Annotated in this window: 12 protein-coding genes and 2 pseudogenes; all 14 read right to left on the bottom strand. The window is 46.8% G+C overall.

All coding sequences use genetic code 11. The features are described from left to right. Nucleotides 1-238: 238 nt before the first annotated feature. Nucleotides 239-870, bottom strand: a pseudogene (locus tag RB620_RS29785) (aldo/keto reductase); the annotation flags it as partial. Further along, a pseudogene (locus tag RB620_RS29780) lies at nucleotides 870-1,814 on the bottom strand (UxaA family hydrolase); the annotation flags it as partial. The pseudogenes RB620_RS29780 and RB620_RS29785, both read right to left, overlap by 1 nt. After that, nucleotides 1,793-1,954, bottom strand: a complete 162-nt coding sequence (locus RB620_RS29775) for a hypothetical protein (RefSeq protein WP_308100753.1) — start codon at nucleotides 1,952-1,954, stop codon at nucleotides 1,793-1,795. The gene RB620_RS29775 and the pseudogene RB620_RS29780, both read right to left, overlap by 22 nt. A 131-nt stretch (nucleotides 1,955-2,085) precedes the next feature. Then, complete coding sequence (locus RB620_RS30470) at nucleotides 2,086-2,316, bottom strand: mannitol dehydrogenase family protein (protein WP_374121479.1); 231 nt, start codon at nucleotides 2,314-2,316, stop codon at nucleotides 2,086-2,088. A gap of 531 nt (nucleotides 2,317-2,847) precedes the next feature. Next, on the bottom strand, nucleotides 2,848-3,681 hold the full coding sequence (locus RB620_RS29760) for an amidohydrolase family protein (RefSeq protein ID WP_308100752.1): 834 nt from the start codon (nucleotides 3,679-3,681) through the stop codon (nucleotides 2,848-2,850). Further along, complete coding sequence (locus RB620_RS29755; protein WP_308100749.1) at nucleotides 3,682-6,675, bottom strand: beta-galactosidase; 2,994 nt, start codon at nucleotides 6,673-6,675, stop codon at nucleotides 3,682-3,684. Nucleotides 6,676-6,699: 24 nt separating this feature from the next. Beyond that, nucleotides 6,700-9,177, bottom strand: coding sequence for a beta-mannosidase (locus RB620_RS29750; RefSeq protein WP_308100747.1), 2,478 nt, complete (start codon nucleotides 9,175-9,177; stop codon nucleotides 6,700-6,702). A gap of 19 nt (nucleotides 9,178-9,196) precedes the next feature. After that, entirely contained in the window at nucleotides 9,197-10,252 is a 1,056-nt protein-coding gene (locus tag RB620_RS29745) for a glycoside hydrolase family protein (RefSeq protein ID WP_308100746.1), read from the bottom strand. Between the two features lie 119 nt (nucleotides 10,253-10,371). Then, nucleotides 10,372-11,928, bottom strand: coding sequence for an ABC transporter substrate-binding protein (locus RB620_RS29740; protein WP_308100744.1), 1,557 nt, complete (start codon nucleotides 11,926-11,928; stop codon nucleotides 10,372-10,374). Nucleotides 11,929-11,985: 57 nt separating this feature from the next. Continuing rightward, the gene (locus RB620_RS29735) at nucleotides 11,986-12,906 is read right to left on the bottom strand and encodes a carbohydrate ABC transporter permease (RefSeq protein ID WP_308100742.1); all 921 of its coding nucleotides are present in this window, start codon (nucleotides 12,904-12,906) and stop codon (nucleotides 11,986-11,988) included. A gap of 21 nt (nucleotides 12,907-12,927) precedes the next feature. Further along, nucleotides 12,928-13,851 (bottom strand): ABC transporter permease, encoded by a 924-nt coding sequence (locus RB620_RS29730; protein ID WP_308100740.1) that lies wholly within the window; start codon nucleotides 13,849-13,851, stop codon nucleotides 12,928-12,930. Nucleotides 13,852-14,027: 176 nt separating this feature from the next. Beyond that, nucleotides 14,028-15,650 carry a response regulator transcription factor gene (locus RB620_RS29725; RefSeq protein WP_308100738.1) on the bottom strand — a complete coding sequence of 541 codons (1,623 nt, stop codon included), beginning with the start codon at nucleotides 15,648-15,650 and terminating at the stop codon, nucleotides 14,028-14,030. A gap of 12 nt (nucleotides 15,651-15,662) precedes the next feature. Continuing rightward, on the bottom strand, nucleotides 15,663-17,114 hold the full coding sequence (locus RB620_RS29720) for a sensor histidine kinase (RefSeq protein ID WP_308100736.1): 1,452 nt from the start codon (nucleotides 17,112-17,114) through the stop codon (nucleotides 15,663-15,665). A 340-nt stretch (nucleotides 17,115-17,454) separates the two neighbouring features. Beyond that, nucleotides 17,455-18,543, bottom strand: a complete 1,089-nt coding sequence (locus RB620_RS29715; RefSeq protein ID WP_308100734.1) for a peptidyl-prolyl cis-trans isomerase — start codon at nucleotides 18,541-18,543, stop codon at nucleotides 17,455-17,457. Nucleotides 18,544-18,727 lie beyond the last annotated feature (184 nt).

Raw genomic sequence — 18,727 nt, 5'->3', positions numbered from 1 at the left:
TGCCTTATATCGTACCTCTTTGAACGCATTGTTCCGTTGTCTCATCATCCCCGCCCCCTTCATCAAGATTGTACCTTATTTCCCTGCTATCTCTCCAACTTGATTAGGGGGCTTAATAGTTACGTGCCCAATATGAATGTGTCCGGTCCGGACGCTCCTTCACCTGCCGAAAATAAAACGGCTTTGAAAATTTAAGTTACTCGTAATGCACCTATTTTAGCATGATTATCCAATCACTTTCATGGGTCCACGCGGCGTTATTGCGAATGTTATCCGGATTGGCTGAGCTAACGAGCGTCGTTGGAATCCGATGATTGGAAGTCGAATACTGGACAGCCAGCTTGGCAATGTCATAGCCCCTGCTTGCACACAACTCGGCAGCTTGTTTGCAAATCGCCTGCAATTCCGCGCTGGCGGGATGCCATTCAGGGATGTTACGCATGCTGAGCAGCCCCATCGACAGAGGAGAAGCGTTGACGAGTCCAATGCCCTTCTCTTCTAGCATAGGAAGTAACCCGAGAAGTGCGGTATCATTCAACGAATAATGACAGTAAGAAATAATCACGTCCATCTGAACGCGAGGGAGTATCTTTTCGAACAATTGCATCGGAAGGCCGCATCGGCTTTGGTCGATAGAAGAAACTTCTCTCGCGGAATCTCCTTGATCGCTTTACCGAGTACTGACTCAGCTTTCGTTAATCCGTAGTAGGGAGAAACATCGATGTAATTGATGCCCGAATCGATGGCCACATGTACCGTTTGAATAGCTTCCGCTTCATTCGTCTCCCGGAATACCGATCCGAGTGAGGATGCACCGAAGCTAAGCACGGATACGTCTAGCCCAGTTTGGCCTAGCTTGCGATAGTTCATTATAGAATCACTCCGTCTTTGAAAATAGCGATCTCGCGGAACCCGTTTGTCTCGTTGTTTGTCCGTACATCACCCGAAGCCAGGTCCAATAGTCGGTTCCACAACTCGTCCGTTAGTTTATCCATGCTTTGACCTTCTAGCAGCCTTCCCGCATCGAAGTCGATCCAATTTTTCTTGCGCTGCGCAAGCTCGCTATTCGTGGAGATCTTAACCGTAGGCACAGGACCTCCGAACGGTGTCCCCCTTCCCGTCGTGAACAATACGATATGCGCCCAGACAACGCCGTAACCGATACCAAATCATTATCTGGCGCTTCCAGCAGATTAAGTCCTGACTTACGCACTCTCTCGCCATAAGGAACAACGTCAGTTATGGTTGCATGTCCGCCCTTCTGGGTGCAGCCAAGCGATTTCTCCTCTAACGTGCTGATTCCCCCGTCCTTGTTGCCCGGCGAAGGATTCTCGTAAATCTCTTGATCGTGCCGGATGAAATAATGTTTGAAATCGTTTATCAGCGATACGATCTGTCCGAACACCTCTTCGTCAGCAGCCCGGAGAATCGTCTCCGCGCCAAACATTTCCGGAACTTCGGTTAGGATCGCTGTGCCACCGGATGCGACCAAACGATCGGATACCGAACCAACGAGAGGATTCGCCGTTATGCCCGACAAGCCGTCCGAACCCCCGTATTTCAATCCTAGTTTCAGTTTCGATACGGAGATGGGCTCCCTATGGACTCTGCATATTCAATTAGCTCCTCAATGAGCGAAAGTCCGACCTCGAGTTCGTCCTCCACTTCCTGCGACTTCATAAATTTGATCCGCCGCGGATCGAATTTCCCGATAACTTCACTGAACGACTCTATCTGGTTGTTCTCGCACCCAAGTCCCACGATGAGCACACCCGCCCATTTGGATGGTTGACTAAGGAAGCGAGAAGCTTCTGGTATGCATCTCGTCTTCCGGATAGGGTAACGTCGGAATAATATGCTCGGTCACCGCCTCACTAACATAAGCGCTTAATAACGGGTGTTCCATCAGCTCTCGCGCGTGATCAACCCCATGAATCAGCCCCAGCGGAGTCATCAGCGTATGCGCTCCGTTGAGAATGCGGACCTTTCGCTGCTGATAAGGCTAAGGTCTGACACCCAGAGAACGTTCAGCCCCGCTTTCTGGAACGGAAGAATGGAATTAAGCTCCTGTTCGGCTTCTATCGCTCACAGATGATAAGGCTCCGCTGTGTTCAGCAGCTCGTCCTTGTACCCCCATTCCTCGAACCAAGTCTCCGCCTGCTCCTTGTCCGGATACCCTGTGACGATCCGATCGACAAGCGAATTAAGGAAGCGGTTATGTTGAAGCACCCACTCCTGGAACGACTCCGGCAGCTCCCAATCCTCTGCGTACTTACGAACAGCATTCCGAAGCGTATCCCCATTCCTATCGAGCAGTTCACAGGGGAGAAGCAGCAGTCCCGATCCGCGGCCCCGCTAAATTTCAAGTACCTCTTGTATAGCAAATAAGCAATTTTCCCCGGGAAAGACAAGATTGGGTTTCCTTTTACTAATGGCTCGGGACAATAAACGAGACCGGCTTCTGTCGTGTTCGATACGACAAACCGTAAATCCGGACTTTCGGCAAGTTCAACTAATCTAGCCCAGTCCTTATAAGGATCGAATGCCTGCGAGAACACAGAAATGATGTTTTTGCGCTTCACGCGAATCCCGTTCTCCATTCCTCGTGTGACTAACGTATATAAGCCATCCTGACCGGCTAAAGCCTCGATCTTTGGCTTGCCTGACGGCCGAGGCTGCGTAACCGCTAGGCTACCGTCCCTTGATTGCGGCACTCCTGAATCATCCAATCGAAGAAACCACGTAGGAAGTTGCCTTCACCGATTTGCAGAACTGTTACCGGGCTGTCGCAAACGGCGTCTAGTCGACTCTTATTGGCCTCGCTAAGGGAAGTTCGATTTAGGGCTTTCATAACTTGTAGAACTTCTTAGCGTTTTCTCCGAATAACCGTTCGCGGTCATACTCACTCCAAGACTCTGGCAAAGACTTCTCAAGCACATCCACAACTTCGTCATAGCTTGCAGCCAGCAGGCATACGGGCCAATCGCTACCGAATAAGACATTCTCTGGGCCGTACAGCTCGAGAACTTGACGGATATAATCGGTAAAATGGGTTTGTTCCCACTCCTGATGATCCGCTTCAGTCACCATCCCCGACAGTTTGCAATAATAAATATTCGCGTGCTTCGAAATAGCCTTCATATGGCTGAGCCAAGGCTCCATTAATCCTTCTGCTATCCTTGGCTTGGCAATATGGTTGATGATGCCGCGCAAGCCCGGCACTTCTTCGAGCAGCTTTACTAACGACTCAAGTTGATGCGAAAGAACTAGCAAATCTACCGGAATATCCTCATTGGCATACGAACTAAGCACTTCCATGAAGTGCGGAGCCAATAGACTGCTCGCATCCGGCATATCCTGAATCATGATTCGGAATCCGACGAATTTACGATGCATGCGAAACCGTTCGTAATGATCCCGAAGAGAGGCATCGAATAAGTCCAGCCAGCCAACGACGCCAAGGATGGAATCCGACCGTTCCGCAAGAGTCAGCAAATATTCGGTTTCTTCGAGCGTAGGCGCCGCTTGTACGACGATAGTCCCCTCCATGTTGTGTGCATTCAAATGAGATTCCAAGTCTGACGGCAAAAAATCCCGATATAAAACGGGCAATTCTGGCGTGATCCATCTGTAATCCCCTCTTTCGATTTTCCAATAATGTTGGTGGGCATCAATTCGCATTTACAAACATTCCAATTGATCTATTACTTTCGTATGGTAAGACCCTACCATGACAGCTGCTTCTCCGGAATTTGCGAACTGCCCGACGAGATAGACCTCGTTATCGCCCTCGCGTAGCCATGACCGCCATAGATAAAACCTGTTTTGATAGCCTCCGGGATAATATTTTCCGATCATCATTCCATTCACATAAATCAACGTAAAGTCATGAACATGGTTCAATTCGAGATACAAGGGACGGACAAGTGCAGCATCGTCGCGGTAATTGAATTTACTCTTGACGATCCGCAGCATGCGGTCTCCTGTCTCCAAGAATTGCAAGGAGCTCTTTCGCCACGTTCCGATCTTGCCGCAAACCGCGTCGTGAATCCCTTTCTCCAGAGGAGTAAATGCAGCATCTCCGTCTATCGCTTCCTTATAATAGGAGACACTGGCCGGTTGACGGACGCCTCCTTTGCGCGGTCCGATCGTACATCGCAGCATCACTTCATTGGACTCGTTGAAGCGAACCAGAGGGGTAATGTCAAAATATTTAGGCCTATTTTCATAACCCCACACGCTCCACCCCTGCCAAATCGCCGCCACTCGTTCCCCATTCACGTAAAGCGAATATATCAGATCTGCGTCCCGGATTTCCAACAGCACTTTAGAACCCGCTAATGATGAATCCGCATAGAAAACCGCGCGGTTCAGCACTTCGCCGGAACCGCTGAAATCGACGTTGCCGTCGGACAGCTTGACTCCGCTCGATTCGATATGAAAGGCGCTCCAACCTTCCGATTCGCCGGAGATCCGATGCATATCGAGTCCGATTTGCTTGGCAAAGCCATCGTCGTGGAAAGAAAGCAATTGGTCTTGATGAGCGAAAAACCGATCCTTACCCTCTGCATCGAACAACATTTTCTGTTCCCATCTCACCATTTCCTCGCTGTGAAGCAGACCGGTATAGAAAGGCAGCATCATGCCGCTTAACGCGGGATCCATCGCCATATCTTTGTCCATACCTGTGGAAAAGCAGCGCAAAGTCAGGCGGTTCAACCCGATCTTTACATTCGAAAGCTCCATCTGCATAGAACGTCGGCCGGACACGACATATTCGCCGTTGATATATAAATCGAAAAAATCATTCACTTCGGGAATGAGCAGCGTACGGTTCTCTTCAGAGCTATGAAATACGCCGTCGTATACCCCATACCCGCATTCGACATGGCCCATGCGCTCAAAAGGTACGCCGAACCTGGCCGATCTATCCGGTTGCGGCCTTCCTAGCGCTTGCCCTTCCCAATCCGAGCAAATGTCCCAATCCGTAATCGGGATGACGGACAGCACGGATTCAGAAGTATCGGGAGCAACGTACTCCGACTGACGGACGGATGCATCTTCGCCGCGAATCCACGTTAACGAATGGCGCTTTCCGTTTTCCGCCTCAACTCGTATACGTCCCAATTCATCCATAGACGACATATCCGCATAATACAAATCGGATACGAGAATGTCCCGGCTTTTCTCTCTTTCCGGCCCAAACCATGTCCGCAAAGCCCGTTCGCGGGAAATCACGAGAATGCGTAAATCACGCGCCTGGAACACTTGATCCGTTGCTGAATGAGTAAAGGAAAACGTCTGGGGCGCACCGTCCATAGAAAAGACCATCCGATTTTCGATGCCCTCGTCATCGAACACGACCCACAGCTTCGTATCCCGATAAAGCGTCTCTGCGGTCGAATGGATCAATTTCAGTCCCTCACCTGCCTGAATGTGTATCGGATACATGCGTGTTTCCAATGGTTGCAAGGTGACGAAAGCATCGCTGATTTGCAAGGAAGGACTTCGCCAGGTGAATGAGCAAGTCTGTTCCGATGCATTGCTGAACCCGATAAGAACCCCGTCTGCGAGATCTTCCCGCCCTCTGATCACCGTAATAATCGATGATGGAACGCCTTCCAGGACGGCTGCTGTTTCCTCGTCGCTCCAGATCACAGGGTCCTGAAGCAGGATCTGTTCGAAGGAAAGGTATTGGGCATGGGTGTTTTTATAACGATAGAATAACTCTCCGATTTCACCCCACTCTTCGATGGGCGCTTCATTAAAATAACGGTTAGGGAATAATTTAGCCGGCTGCATCCCGGGGTCCGTTCCGCCGGAAAACATGAAATAGTTCACTCCGGCGCATCCGTGCAAAAATGTCAATTTCGACAAGCTCTCCAGCCAAACTCGGGGCAGATACCCCATTATCGTTACGTCAGTGCTGAAAGCCGTATTGAACCATCCGGCTTCAAATTCCTGGCTGTACATCGGCTTGCCCGGATTGGCAAGCCGATGATCGTGCATATGGGGGACAACGGACCTCAACGATTCCGGGGACGGAGCCAAGTAATAATCGAACGCCCCAAGAATCCCTTCTTCAGGGTAGTAAACATGATTATTGAATACGATCGGAACCTGAATGCCGAGTTGCCGGACTTTATCCGCCAAAGCCATCAAATACGGCTTATTGCCGCACCCAAATTCATTCTCGACCTGCCATAAGATCGCACTGCCCCCGTGGGTAATTTGACAGTTATTTAACAATGGGGTAACGGTGTCCAGCCAACGGTTCAAGTATTCCATATACAATGGATCGGTCGTCCGCGTGCGTACCTTTTCCGACCAGATCCAGCCCGGAAAGCCTCCGCCGGAAACTTCATTGCAAACGTATCCGCTAGGCTTGAGAATGCTATAAAGATGGTGGCGGCGGATCAACTCCTCGAACTTGACGATATCCAGATTTCCTTCAAAATCGAACGTTCCTTTTTTCTTTTCATGCAAGCCCCACACAACATAGGTACTGACGCAATTCAGGAGCGCGGCCTTCGATTTGGTGATCCGCTCCTCCCATTCAAGCGGATCGTTCTTGTAGTATTGCGTTTCCCCGGACAAAATTAACTTACGTTGGCCTTGAATGTGAAAAAACGGACCGTTGATGATGACGGCTTCATTTGTCATGTTTTCTACCATATCTGCGTCTCCTTTATGCTCTTGCTATGCGATATCATAAGCGGTTGTAATTCGCAGCTGTGTTCTCAACTGTTCCACGGTTAACGACTCCGAAATCGTATCTTTAAGAACTTGAATTTCACGCGGACTTCCCGCTGACAAGTGGAAATAATTGTCGCTGAAACGGCATTCGGCTTTCTGTAACTCCAGCCCGACAAAGCCTGCATAATGGCGGCTCTCCAGCTTGATAACAAATCGATCCGGCGTTTCAGTAACTTCAAAATCAATTTGGGGGTCCAGGTAGTCGAAATGCTTCGGTTTGGCAAATATGAGGCTGCTATTACTGACGATTTCACCATCTTTCATAAACTCATATTCCAAATAAACTATTCTTTGATTGTCCCCGGTTATATCATCGCTGAAATCGAGAGAGGTGCAGAGCTTCGCACCAAGGGACTCGACCGATACTTTCACTTTACCGCTTCTCAAGACGGAGGATTTGTGGTCGCGCAGCTTCCATTCGATGATGCCTGAAGCCGGCCCAAGCGAATCATTGGTCAAGTGAAGCTTTACCTGAGCCCCCTCCTCGCAGGCAGATAACAATATCGGCGCGTAAAACCGTCTTGCGTAGTAGTGCAAAGCCTTCCAACGTCCGAACGAATCGATGCTTGACCAGGACGCTGCCGGCCAACAGTCGTTTAGCTGCCAATAGATCGATCCCATACAGCGGCCGCGGTTGCGCCTCCAATGCTCGACCCCGTATTTGATGGCCTCTGCTTGCAAAATTTGAGAGGTATAAGCAAGTAATTCTAAACTTTTCGGATATTTAAATTGATCGGACAAATAGGTTAAAATTTTTCCGTTCCCCGAACCGTCCTTCTGATGCTTCTCCATGATGTACGAGAAAATATTGCGGTCTTCCGGAAGCGTAAAACTTTCAATCGTCTTCATGCCGGGGAAAGATTGAAAACCAAACTCCGAACAGAAACGAAAGAAATACTTCCGATAATCGGTAAACGGCTTTAATCGGCCCCATACTTCCCAATAATGTACATCCCCGCGGTGTTCGTCGTTCGGCTTGTCAAAGCTTCCCCCGCTTGAAGGAGAAGCAACCCAGTAGAACGTTTGCGGATCGTACTCTTTCACCACCTGAGGAAGCAACACTTCGAACTGCTTAATATAATCAGTACGCAACTGCGGTGTTTTCGGGATGTCCCATTCTTCCCATCCCCACTCCATTTCATTGTTGCCGCACCACAAGCCCAAGCTGGCATGATGGCGAATGCGCTTCACGTTATCGATCGCCTCATGGCGGATATTTGCCGCAAATTCATCGGTCATCCGATATATCCCGCAAGCAAACATCAAATCCTGCCAAACGATCAGTCCATATCGGTCGCACAAATCATAAAAGTAATCTTCCGGATAAACGCCCCCGCCCCAAACACGGATACAATTATAGTTGGCGTCCATGCACTGTTTGAGCAGCTTCTCCGTACGCTCGGCGTTGCATCGGCTTAATAAATTATCTTCCGGAATGTAGTTCGCACCCTGGGCAAAAATAGAAATTCCGTTAACTTCAAATTCAAACGATTCTCCCCATTGATCTTTCTCTCTCTTCACTGTCAACGTGCGAAGGCCAATACGATAGGTTTGCCGATCAAGAACATCGCCTTCATAGTCCAAGACTACTTCAACTTTGTACAAGGGTTGTTCGCCATAAAGATTAGGCCACCATAACTGCGGATTTTCGATTGGGAACACCATTAAACCATGATCGTTAATCCCCGTTAACCACTGCTCCGTTTCAAAGCCGCTGCCTTCCGGTCCGGTCACCTTAACGTTCACCTCAACCGGTTGTTGGGTGAAACAAATTGTGTTAACATTCACCGAAAGCGTAACAAGTCTCGTCTCTGAATGGACTTCATGCTGCTGCGTTAGGTGTACATCCTTTAACTTGGCCGTCTTGCTCCCTTGGATACCGATGTTTCGCCAAATTCCCGCGTCAGGAAGTTTCGGTCCCCAATCCCAACCGAACATGTAGTGGCCTTTCCGAAGGTGAGGGAAACCGGCAACAGCATGATCAGGACTCCAAATCGGATCCTCTTTGTGCTTCTGCTGTATATATTTCAGCGGGGAAGAAAATACGAAATGAATCGTATTGCTGCCCTCTTGAAGCCGCTTTTTCACGTCAAACTCGTAGGTGCGGTGCATGTTATTCGTGTGGGCAACCGTCTGTCCGTTAATCCGAATTTCAGCTAAGGTATCCAGACCTTTACAGCTTAGTACAACTTCATCGCAGGCCAGCAATTCTCCGTCGACATCAAAATGTCTGAAATACTCGTAGTCTTCCATCGATAACGCAAGAGCGCTGTCCTCATGATCCCGATAATACGGGTCCTTCATTTGACCGGCACGAAGTAAATCGCTGTAAACTGAACCCGGTACAACCGCCTCGATCCATTCCGAATGCTTTTTGTTTTTCATCTGCCACTTGCCGTTTAAATCGATTATCCTTTTCATGTTATGCTTCCTCCGACTTTCAACGTTCAACTTTCAGCACGACCGCGCTGGACGTCCGATATTTGCCGCCCCGATAGGCGCAGAATAGGTAGTCCGGACGGTCGGCCCGCATAAGCAACTGGGGACGCTCCAGCCTTCCTTGACGATCCAAATCGGGCATCGGCTCGTCGAAATAACTCGGCGCGTCTAAATACGCAATGCTAGCCAATCCCCAGTCTATTCCATCCGCAGACTCCATATACAAGCCGTACTCGTGGTTAAACAAACCCATGTCGCGCATGATTACTTTATAACGTCCATCCTCATACCATACATAAGCATCTTCGCTCTGGATTTGTTCGCCGTAGGACGAAAAATCGATAACCGGGTTATGCGCAAATTTGGTATAAGGTCCTGTCAGGCTGTCCGATTCGGCATAGCCGTATTTCCGGTTGCCGTTAAACTTCATCGCCGTAGCCGTATCCCATGCCTTGTAGTAAATTCTATACTTTCCTTCCGGTGTCACCGCAAAGGCTGGGTTGGACGTGCAGAAATCGTCCCATGAAGGCTCGGCTCCCACAGCAATGATCGGCTCGGCTCCGACCCTTGCCCACGGCCCGTCCAAGCTATCCGCGACAGCCATTCCTACGCGCTTGGAATTTAATAATTTATGAAAATACGGCAAATATTCCTCTTGCTCCATCAGCCCTATCTGCTCCAGCGTCACCCCTAGCTCCGAACCGTTCGAGCCCATGTACAGCATGACGTACCGATCGCCCACCTGATATACGGTAGGATTATGGATAGACCACGAATCCCAATGCGTTCCCCCTCTGCCTCGCAAGGCTACGTCAACGAAAGTATAAGGACCTTCGGGGGTGTCGGCGACCGCATGGGCGACCTCGCAGGCGGCTACCCATCCCAGGTGATCGTATTTGTTCAGCCAGCGTGAGTAAAACACGTGCACCCTTCCATCAAGTCCGTATATCGGCGAGCAGCACCATACATTATAGTCCGGATCCTCCAATATGCGACCTACAGGCTTCAGACTACGCATAAAATCTGATTTGCGAAATTCGAGTATTTGATCTGTCATTTTATCTGCACTCCTCCGTTCATCATGGGGTTTGAGAAAAGGTCGCTTGTCGATAGAATCGTTTGTACCGCATAACGATTCTATCGAGGCGACCCTTGACTGAAGAATCCTATTACTTGTTATTTGCTTGTAACCCAAGCATCCAGCTGCTTTTGTTTTTCGGCTAAAATTTTATCCGAGCCGACGGTTTTCAATTTGTCAATCAGCTTCGGAAGATAAACGTTTGGATCCAGGGCGCCGACATTCAAACCATATTCGAACTCCGGCAATACGTTAACGTATGCGCCAATTTCATTCTTGACCGCATCCGTAGTGAAGCTGAAGCCCAGTGACTTCGACGCCTCGCTGGTATCGTTAAACACTTTGAAGTTCTCATACTTGTTCGGATCTTCGTTCTTCCAGAGGTAAGCGTTGAATTGGTTGCCCATCAACCAAGCGGCGCCCGGATTGTAACCGGATGTAGACGCATCAATGCCGGCCGGGAAATCAATGATATTGTCGGATACTTTGACATAATGCTTGCCTTCGATACCAAAATCGATCAAGTTGATTAATGTTTTATCCGTATACAGAAGATTAAGGAACTGCATGACCCGCTCCGGATTTTTGGAAGTTCTGGAGATGGACAGCATCACGCCTTGGGCATCGGTTGTCATAACGATCGGCTTCGTCATGATGACCTGAACCCATTCCTGGCCCAGTGAAGCCGAAACTTCGGCATCTTTGCCAGGCTTCAGCAGATCTACATAGCTAAACACTTGACCGGCTTTCAGAGGGCCCTGAAAATCCGTAATCGTCGCTGCATCTTTATTGATATACCCGGCTTTGAACCACTTGTGGGACAAATCCATGACTTCTTTCGTTCGGGGGTCCTGATACTTATCAATGACTTTGAGTTCTTCGGTCGTGCGATCCAGAACTGCACCCTTTCCGTCACCTAGGTCTGTAAAGTACAAATTGTCAGCGATTTTAGAGAGCAAATTCAAGTCCTTATTGACAAAGAGCGGATAGATACCCGATTCATTCTTTTTAATCACTTCATATATCGGTTCCAAGTCCTGAAGCGTTTTCACTTTGCTGAGGTCGAACTGGTATTTGTCCACCAGATCCTTGCGGAACAATAATCCTGCTGCGCTGGCCATCTCTTTATTGGTCGGCATTCCGTAGGTTTTGCCACCAACGAGACCTCCGTTCAACAGGCTTGGATGCATAATGCTTACGGCTTCCTTCGCATATTTATCCATCAAATCGTTCAGCGGGATGATCGATCCTTGTTGAATCTTGGTCAAATAGTTGTCCCAATAGAAGGTCGATACGAGATCGAATTCTTCGCCTGAAGCCATTTTCAAGTTTATTTTGTCCTGCCAGCTGCCCCATTCGATGACCTCCATATCCAGCGTAACATTGAGTTTGTCTTTTAAATACTTGCTGACTTCCTCATTGACCAACGCCTGATCCTTTGGTGCGGCGCCGCCGGGGACAAACATTTTAATCGTGTACGGCTCAAGCGGTTCCGGTGTTGGCTCCGGCGCACTCGTTTCTTCAGGAGCTGCACTAGCACTAGCATTGTTGCCCGTGTCTTCTGGTGCCTGTTTTTTAGAACAAGCTGATAAACCCATGAAACTGGAAATAATCATAACGAGCGCCAATACAATTAACTTCCTTGTACTTTTCATTGTGAGCCTCCCTATAAGATGTGTAATATATGCTAAACCAGCTTTGCTGGATATAGCCTAACCTTTAACTGCGCCGATCGTCAGACCCTTCACGAAATATTTCTGAAAGAAAGGGTAGGCTAGCACGATGGGACCCATCCCTAGTATCGCCATGGCCATACGTGCGGTCTCATTCGGAAGCTTGGAGATGTCTCCCTTGACCAATGAAGAACCATTAACGGATGTCAGGAACTGCAAACTCCTCATGACCTTGTACATCAAATATTGCAAACTTACCGGTTCTCTCGAAACGAAAACGAGGCTGTTGAACCAGTCGTTCCAATATCCGAGTGTATAGAACAGCCCGATGGTGCCCAGCACCGGAAGCGACAACGGCAGCACAATCCGGAAGAAAATACCCAACTCGCTTACTCCGTCTATGCTGGCCGATTCTATAATGGAAGGGTGTATGGTCGTTGTAAAGAAGGTCCTCATGACGATGACAAAAAAGGCATTCATCAACAATCCCGGTATAATGAGCGCTAAGATGGATTCCCTCAAATCGAAGAGGTTTGTATAAACAAGATACCAAGGCACAAGACCGCCGTTGAACAGCATGGTGAAGAAGATAAAGAATGAAAAAAAATGCCGGAAGGAGAAGCTTGAGCGCGAAATGGGATAAGCATACAATGCCGTCATGAACAATCCAGCTAGGCTTCCGACTATTGTAACAACGACGGTTACTCCATAAGCCCTCAATATTTGCGTTGCATTCCGCCAAAGGTACTGATACGCATCCAAGCTGAATTTCGATGGAAACAAGCTGTAGCCTTCCAACGTGACAGTCCGTTGCTCCGTAAATGAAACCGCCAGAACGATCAGAACTGGGAGCAAACAAATGCAAGCGTATATCATGAAAAATAAAATAATCAGCAAGTTGGCAGCAGGCGAAATGGAATTCATTGAACTGACTTTCTTGTCTTGTTTAGCCGTTTCCATGTTGACACTCCCATCTTCACATTAGATTAACGCATTCTCTTTGTTGATTTTCCGGACTAACAGGTTTGCCCCCAGCACAAGCAGGAGTCCTACAAAGGACTGATACAGCCCCGCAGCAGCCGACATCCCAATATTGCCCATCTCTAAAAGCGCCCTGTATACATAAGTGTCTATGACATTCGTTGTGGAATAAAGAGCTCCTGCATCCATAGGAACCTGATAGAACAAGCCGAAGTCCGAGTAAAAAATCCGGCCGATGGCCAGCAGCGTCAAAATGACGATGACAGGCATAATCAAGGGAATGGTGATCGACTTGACTTGCTGCCATTTGCTGGCTCCATCGATAACAGCTGCCTCGTAGTATTCGTTGTCGATGCCGATGATGGCAGCCAGGAAGATGACGCTTAGGTACCCGACATTTTTCCACAGGTTGACAAGCGGCAAAATATATATCCATAGATCAGGCCGACTGTAGAAATCCACTGCATCAAAGCCCAGGGGTACAAGAACATGTTTATTGATATATCCAAACTCGCCGTTCATTAATGCATATCCGAGATACCCCACTAGAATCATGGACAAGAAATAGGGAAGAAATATCACACTTTGAAAAAATTTCGCCAGAAACCGCCTCTTCATTTCGTTTAGCATTACGGCAAATGCTATGGCGACAACTGTATTCAGCACAATGAATACCGCATTGTAGAGAACGGTGTTTCTCGTAATCAGCCAAGAATCGATGCTATGAAACAAAAATTCGAAGTTTTTGAAACCAACCCAATCGCTGCCCAGAATCCCTTTGGCATAGTTAATGTCTTTAAAGGCAATTATGATGCCGAACATCGGAATGTAATTGTTTACAATCAGGTATAGAGTTCCTGGAAGCAACAATAGCAGCAGCATCTTGTCTTTTTTCAAATTCTTGATAAATCTTGATTGCAGCATGTCTTCCCTCCCCTAAAGTGTTTATGTTTCATGTTCTTTACTTAATTATAGAAAGTAATACGAGCACCGACTATATACTGAAGTGACTCACTTGCCGTTTTTGTGACATTTTTCTTCCATGACTTTTACACAAAAAAACCCTTTGGACATTTAGTCAAAGAGTTTATCAATTCTTTCTAGGTCAACTGCTGGTAACGCTTTCGATATTCCTGAGGTGAAATGCCTACCTGCTTCTTGAACATCTTTCCAAAGTGGGATACGTTGTCATAACCGATCGATTCGCAAATATCGTTTATTCTCATATTGGACTCGGTCAGCATGATTTTACTCTGATCCATCTTCTCGTGAATGATATAATCGAGGAGCGATTGGCCGGTTTCCTTCTTGAACAGCCTTGACAAATAAGCGGAGTTCAAATAAACATAAGCGGCGATGTCCATGCGAGTCACGTCTTTCAGGTGTCCACGGATATATTGTTTGACCTTTCCGATTACGACTGAGCTTTCCTTTTCGTGGCTGTGTATAAATTCTATGGCCATCCCAATGATGCGGGTCGCCCATTTCCTCAAATGACCCAGCGAACGAATGGCTTCTATCCGGTCTGCCCCCCTTTTGGAACCGAGCAGTTCTTGAACAGACCAGCCTTTTTTGTGCGCAACGTGATAGATCAGATGCAGAAGGGAGTAGTACAGCGATTCAAGCGCTTCCGCATTAACGGTGTTATTGTCCAGCTCAGCGAACATATCATCGATCCGGCTCAGCAGTTCTTCCTTCTTGCCCATTTCCAACAGACCCGCCCACTCCGACCATTCGATTAGTAACGTTACCCTCTGCGAAAGCGGCGGTAGATTCTGACTCTGATCATCCTTCTGGAAACGGATAACCTTCGTATGGGTGACGTTGTTATGCTCCATCTCGATCAGCAAATGGTACGTCTGGGTTATTTGATCAATGGGAACTGCTTCGCCGACATAACAAGAGAGACTGCAGAAAAAATAATGTGAACATGCTTCCAAATATTTTTGGCAGATCGCGCTCAATTCCTCCCGGGAAGGCGCTTTGTCCCCTTGCACATACATCACTATCAAATTAAACCCATTTTGATCCTGAATGACAGCTCCTTGGAAGTTATGCAGGAATAGTTCTGCCGCCGCATTGCGCAGCACGTATTCCATAATGTCTTCATCACGCTGCGTGATCTCCTTGAGCCACTGCTCTACACTCAGAAGTATAAGCAAGATTCGTGAATCTTTCATTAACGGCAGTTGGTAGGAATCATGAAGCTCACTTATGTTCTGCGTTGAAGGATAGATGCGTTCCGATAAAACATCCTGCCAGAAATGCTCATGCAGTACAGGTCGTTTCGCGATCCACAGCTTTGAATTCGTTTTATATGTTTCGTTAAAATCCCTCATTTCCCGATTGATCTTCACTTGGTCCAGCGCCCTATTGACTACCTGAAGCAGCTGCTCGTGCTTAACCGGCTTCAGCAGATATTCAAAGCTGCCCACATGAATCGCCTGCTGGGCATAGGTAAAATTGGCATGGCCTGTCAGAAAGATGGTCACGACCCATGGATACATCTTATTCAACCATTCGGCCAGTTCCAACCCATTGCTGCCAGGCATATCGATATCGCATAAGAGGATATCGATCGGAATCCTGCTCAGCAGCTCCTTGGCCTCATCCACATCGCCCGCGCCATAAGCCCCGTTGAATCCGTGTGCAGTCCAATCAATGCCTTGCAAAATCGCTTGTACGGCAAACACTTCATCATCAACTACGAGTAAGTTAAACATAGGTGCTCCCCTTTATTCCAATTGGGTTGGAATTCTCATACGAACGATAGCCCCGTTCTCTGTTCCATTGGAGAATTCAATGTCAATTTTATCACCGAATTTCATGCGCAATCGATTCTGCACGTTCCATATGCCGAGACTTTGATCGCCGATGCCAAGCGCAGATTGACCGCTTTGCAGTTGCTTGAGCTTATCAGACGGAAAGCCCTTACCATTGTCGCTGATCAAGACAACATAATAGGTCGAATCCTCCTTGTCAGCTTGAACAATAATGTTAATGTGAAACCCTTTCTTGCCTTTATCCATTCCGTGGATGATCGCATTTTCAACAAACGGTTGAATCATCAAAGGCAGCACACCGCAAGACTCATAATGATCCGGAAGCAAAATAGAGAAAGTCAACTTTTCCGGAAATCGCAGCTGCTGGATTTCCAAATAATTACGAATATGTCCAAGCTCCTCCGACAAGAGAATCGATTCCCGGTGCGACCGGGTGATAAAGCGGAAGTAGTCTGCTAAATGCTCCGTCATCTTCTGAACAAGATCATTTTTTTTGAGCACCGACAAGCTGTATATGATATTAAGCGAATTTAAATAGAAATGCGGATTAATTTGCGTCTGCAGATGTTTGAACTCAGCTTCCTGTTTCTTGATCATTTCCTCATAGACGCTAATCTTCAAATGTCGGATTTGCGACACCATATGGTTAAAAGCATCAATCATGAACGTAAATTCTTTGGATTTGTCCCCCTTTAGCTGCACATTCCAATCCCCCTGAGTAATTCGCCTCATCCCTCGAATGAGCTCATGCATCGGCTTCAACAACACCTGCTTTAGAAAGAGAGAATAGAACAAGAGAATGACAATCCCGCCGAACGGAATAATAAAAATGACTTTCTGGAAATAGACTAGCTTCTGCAATAACTCCCTTTCCGGAATGGATGCAACCAGCATGATCGGCGCCCATTGGAACTGCTTGTCGACCAGCAAATAGTTCAAACCATTGGTCTTATTCGTAAACACCTGATAGTTGTTTCCCCTATTATTGAACATACTTCGAATCATACTTATATTATCCATAGAAACCGGAACGGCCGTCAAAGATGTGCCGTCCATACCAAAGAGTACCGATTCATAGTTATTTTTCATATCCAGCGAAAGCGGAGGCAACAAGTTATTCACATGAATAAGCGCGCCAACGTAAACGTTCTGCGTAGCCTGAACAGTACGAACCAGATAGGAGTGGCCATCCTTTTGAAAAATCTGCCACCTTTGAAGATGAACCTTTGCTGCTGAATCCACAAAAAAAGCCCGCAATATATTTGTATGTTTCTGTACTTTCTCATACGGCAGCACGTTTACGATGAAATCATCGTTGCTGACGGAATAGGCAAAAAACGTCTCAACCTTATTGAACAAGCTGAGGTTATCATTAAACTCGTTTAGAATCCTTTGTTTCGTCAAGAAGTACTCGCCGCTGTCTTGCGAATAGATAGCCAACTCCGTTAAATTCGAATAGGTGGAATCCGAAGAGATCAGCCGAAGCAAATAGCTGCTGATTTCCTCCATGGATTGGTCCATTTCCTTCACGTGCTGTGAAAGGAATTCGTTCGTCGATTGCGAAACTTCCTCACGCACTACCTTCATGGCAATAAAGTTGTTGTAGAATAAGAAGAGCACCAAGGGGGCAATAATGAGAACGAATCCCAGGTTCAGCTTAAATCGGAGTGCTGTTTTTCGATACATAAACCTTCCCTCTTCGGCTGAATGTTATCTATGTTAGTCTATCATGAAAACGCAATTTTTATCTCATTCTAACCTTATTCACATTTTCTTCAATAACTTCTACCGTAGCCTCCTTAACCGACTGATTAATAAATGCTTCATATTTGATATCCCTCAAAACATTTTTCATCGTTTCTTTTACTTCCTTTAATGGTTTATAGTCCCTTTCGCGTTTGTCCATATACTTATAAATACCTATCCTATCGGTATCTTCAACAATGTCAGATACCTGACCTACACGGAGGTTTTCTATATCTTTCAGCCAATCTTGACCTTTAATGAACTCTTCTTTCGTTTTAAAGTCGCCTAAAACTTTTTCCACCGCGGTTACCGTTTCGTCCTTATTATGAACCAATTCGTCATAGATCTCGTCAAATGATTCTCCGGCATCCATCCTTTTTTTGATTGTCTCAAGTTTAATTATAGCAGCATCATCCTGCTTTTTCTTCTTATCTGCTTTATTGGTGAAAGTTATCATGATGGCTCTTACTGTCTTAAGGTCTTCCAATTTATACAACTCATCTTTCTTGCTTGCATAATAATCTTCATAATCCTGATCCGTGAGTTTAAAATCGTTTTTTAACTTTTCCTTTAAATCCGTACTGATATTGCGAATATTCTCTTCTACATAGGTAGCTTCCTCATAGGTAATCGGCCCATAAATAACCCCCTTATTCTTCACTGTCTCCTTCCTTCTTTCATTCTCTTTTTTCATATTATCCAGCAATGTATGATAGCTAATGTCATTGATAATGCCAGCCTTTTTCCCGATCAATTGCTGAATCTTTCTTTTCACACTTCTTTCCAATGCTTGTTTTTTAATCATTTCTATTGGCGTTTCTCCGCCATGCGCAGTTGTCCAAAAGTCTTCGCTGTCCAGGGCACCATATTTGATTCTGAAATAATCATAAATAGAACTTCTTTGCGCATTTAAATCATGCAGAAGCTCACCATAGGCAATTGGTTCTCCATTGACTACAGCGACTGGATCATAGATTCCAAGCTCGCTGCCATGATTAGCAGACTTCATGAAATACGTCGCTCCTGTCCATACCACAATTAATAACACGGCTAAACCAGTCAAAATAAATATTACTTTTTTGCGCATTTTATACTCCTTTCGTTAAATCGAGTAGCAGGGGGCGGCTAGCCCCCGAGCTCTCACACCACCGTACGTCAGTCTGTCTAACAATTATTAAAGATCCTCGTTTTCGGGCATGAAAATGGAAGACCTTTGTCGAATCTCTGTATTTAAGGAGATGAGCGCATATGCCCTTTATCGAAGGTGAAGA

Source organism: Paenibacillus sp. LHD-117 (assembly GCF_030929555.1).
Classification (GTDB): Bacteria; Bacillota; Bacilli; order Paenibacillales; family Paenibacillaceae; genus Pristimantibacillus.
This window is presented reverse-complemented; position numbering and strand designations above follow the sequence as displayed.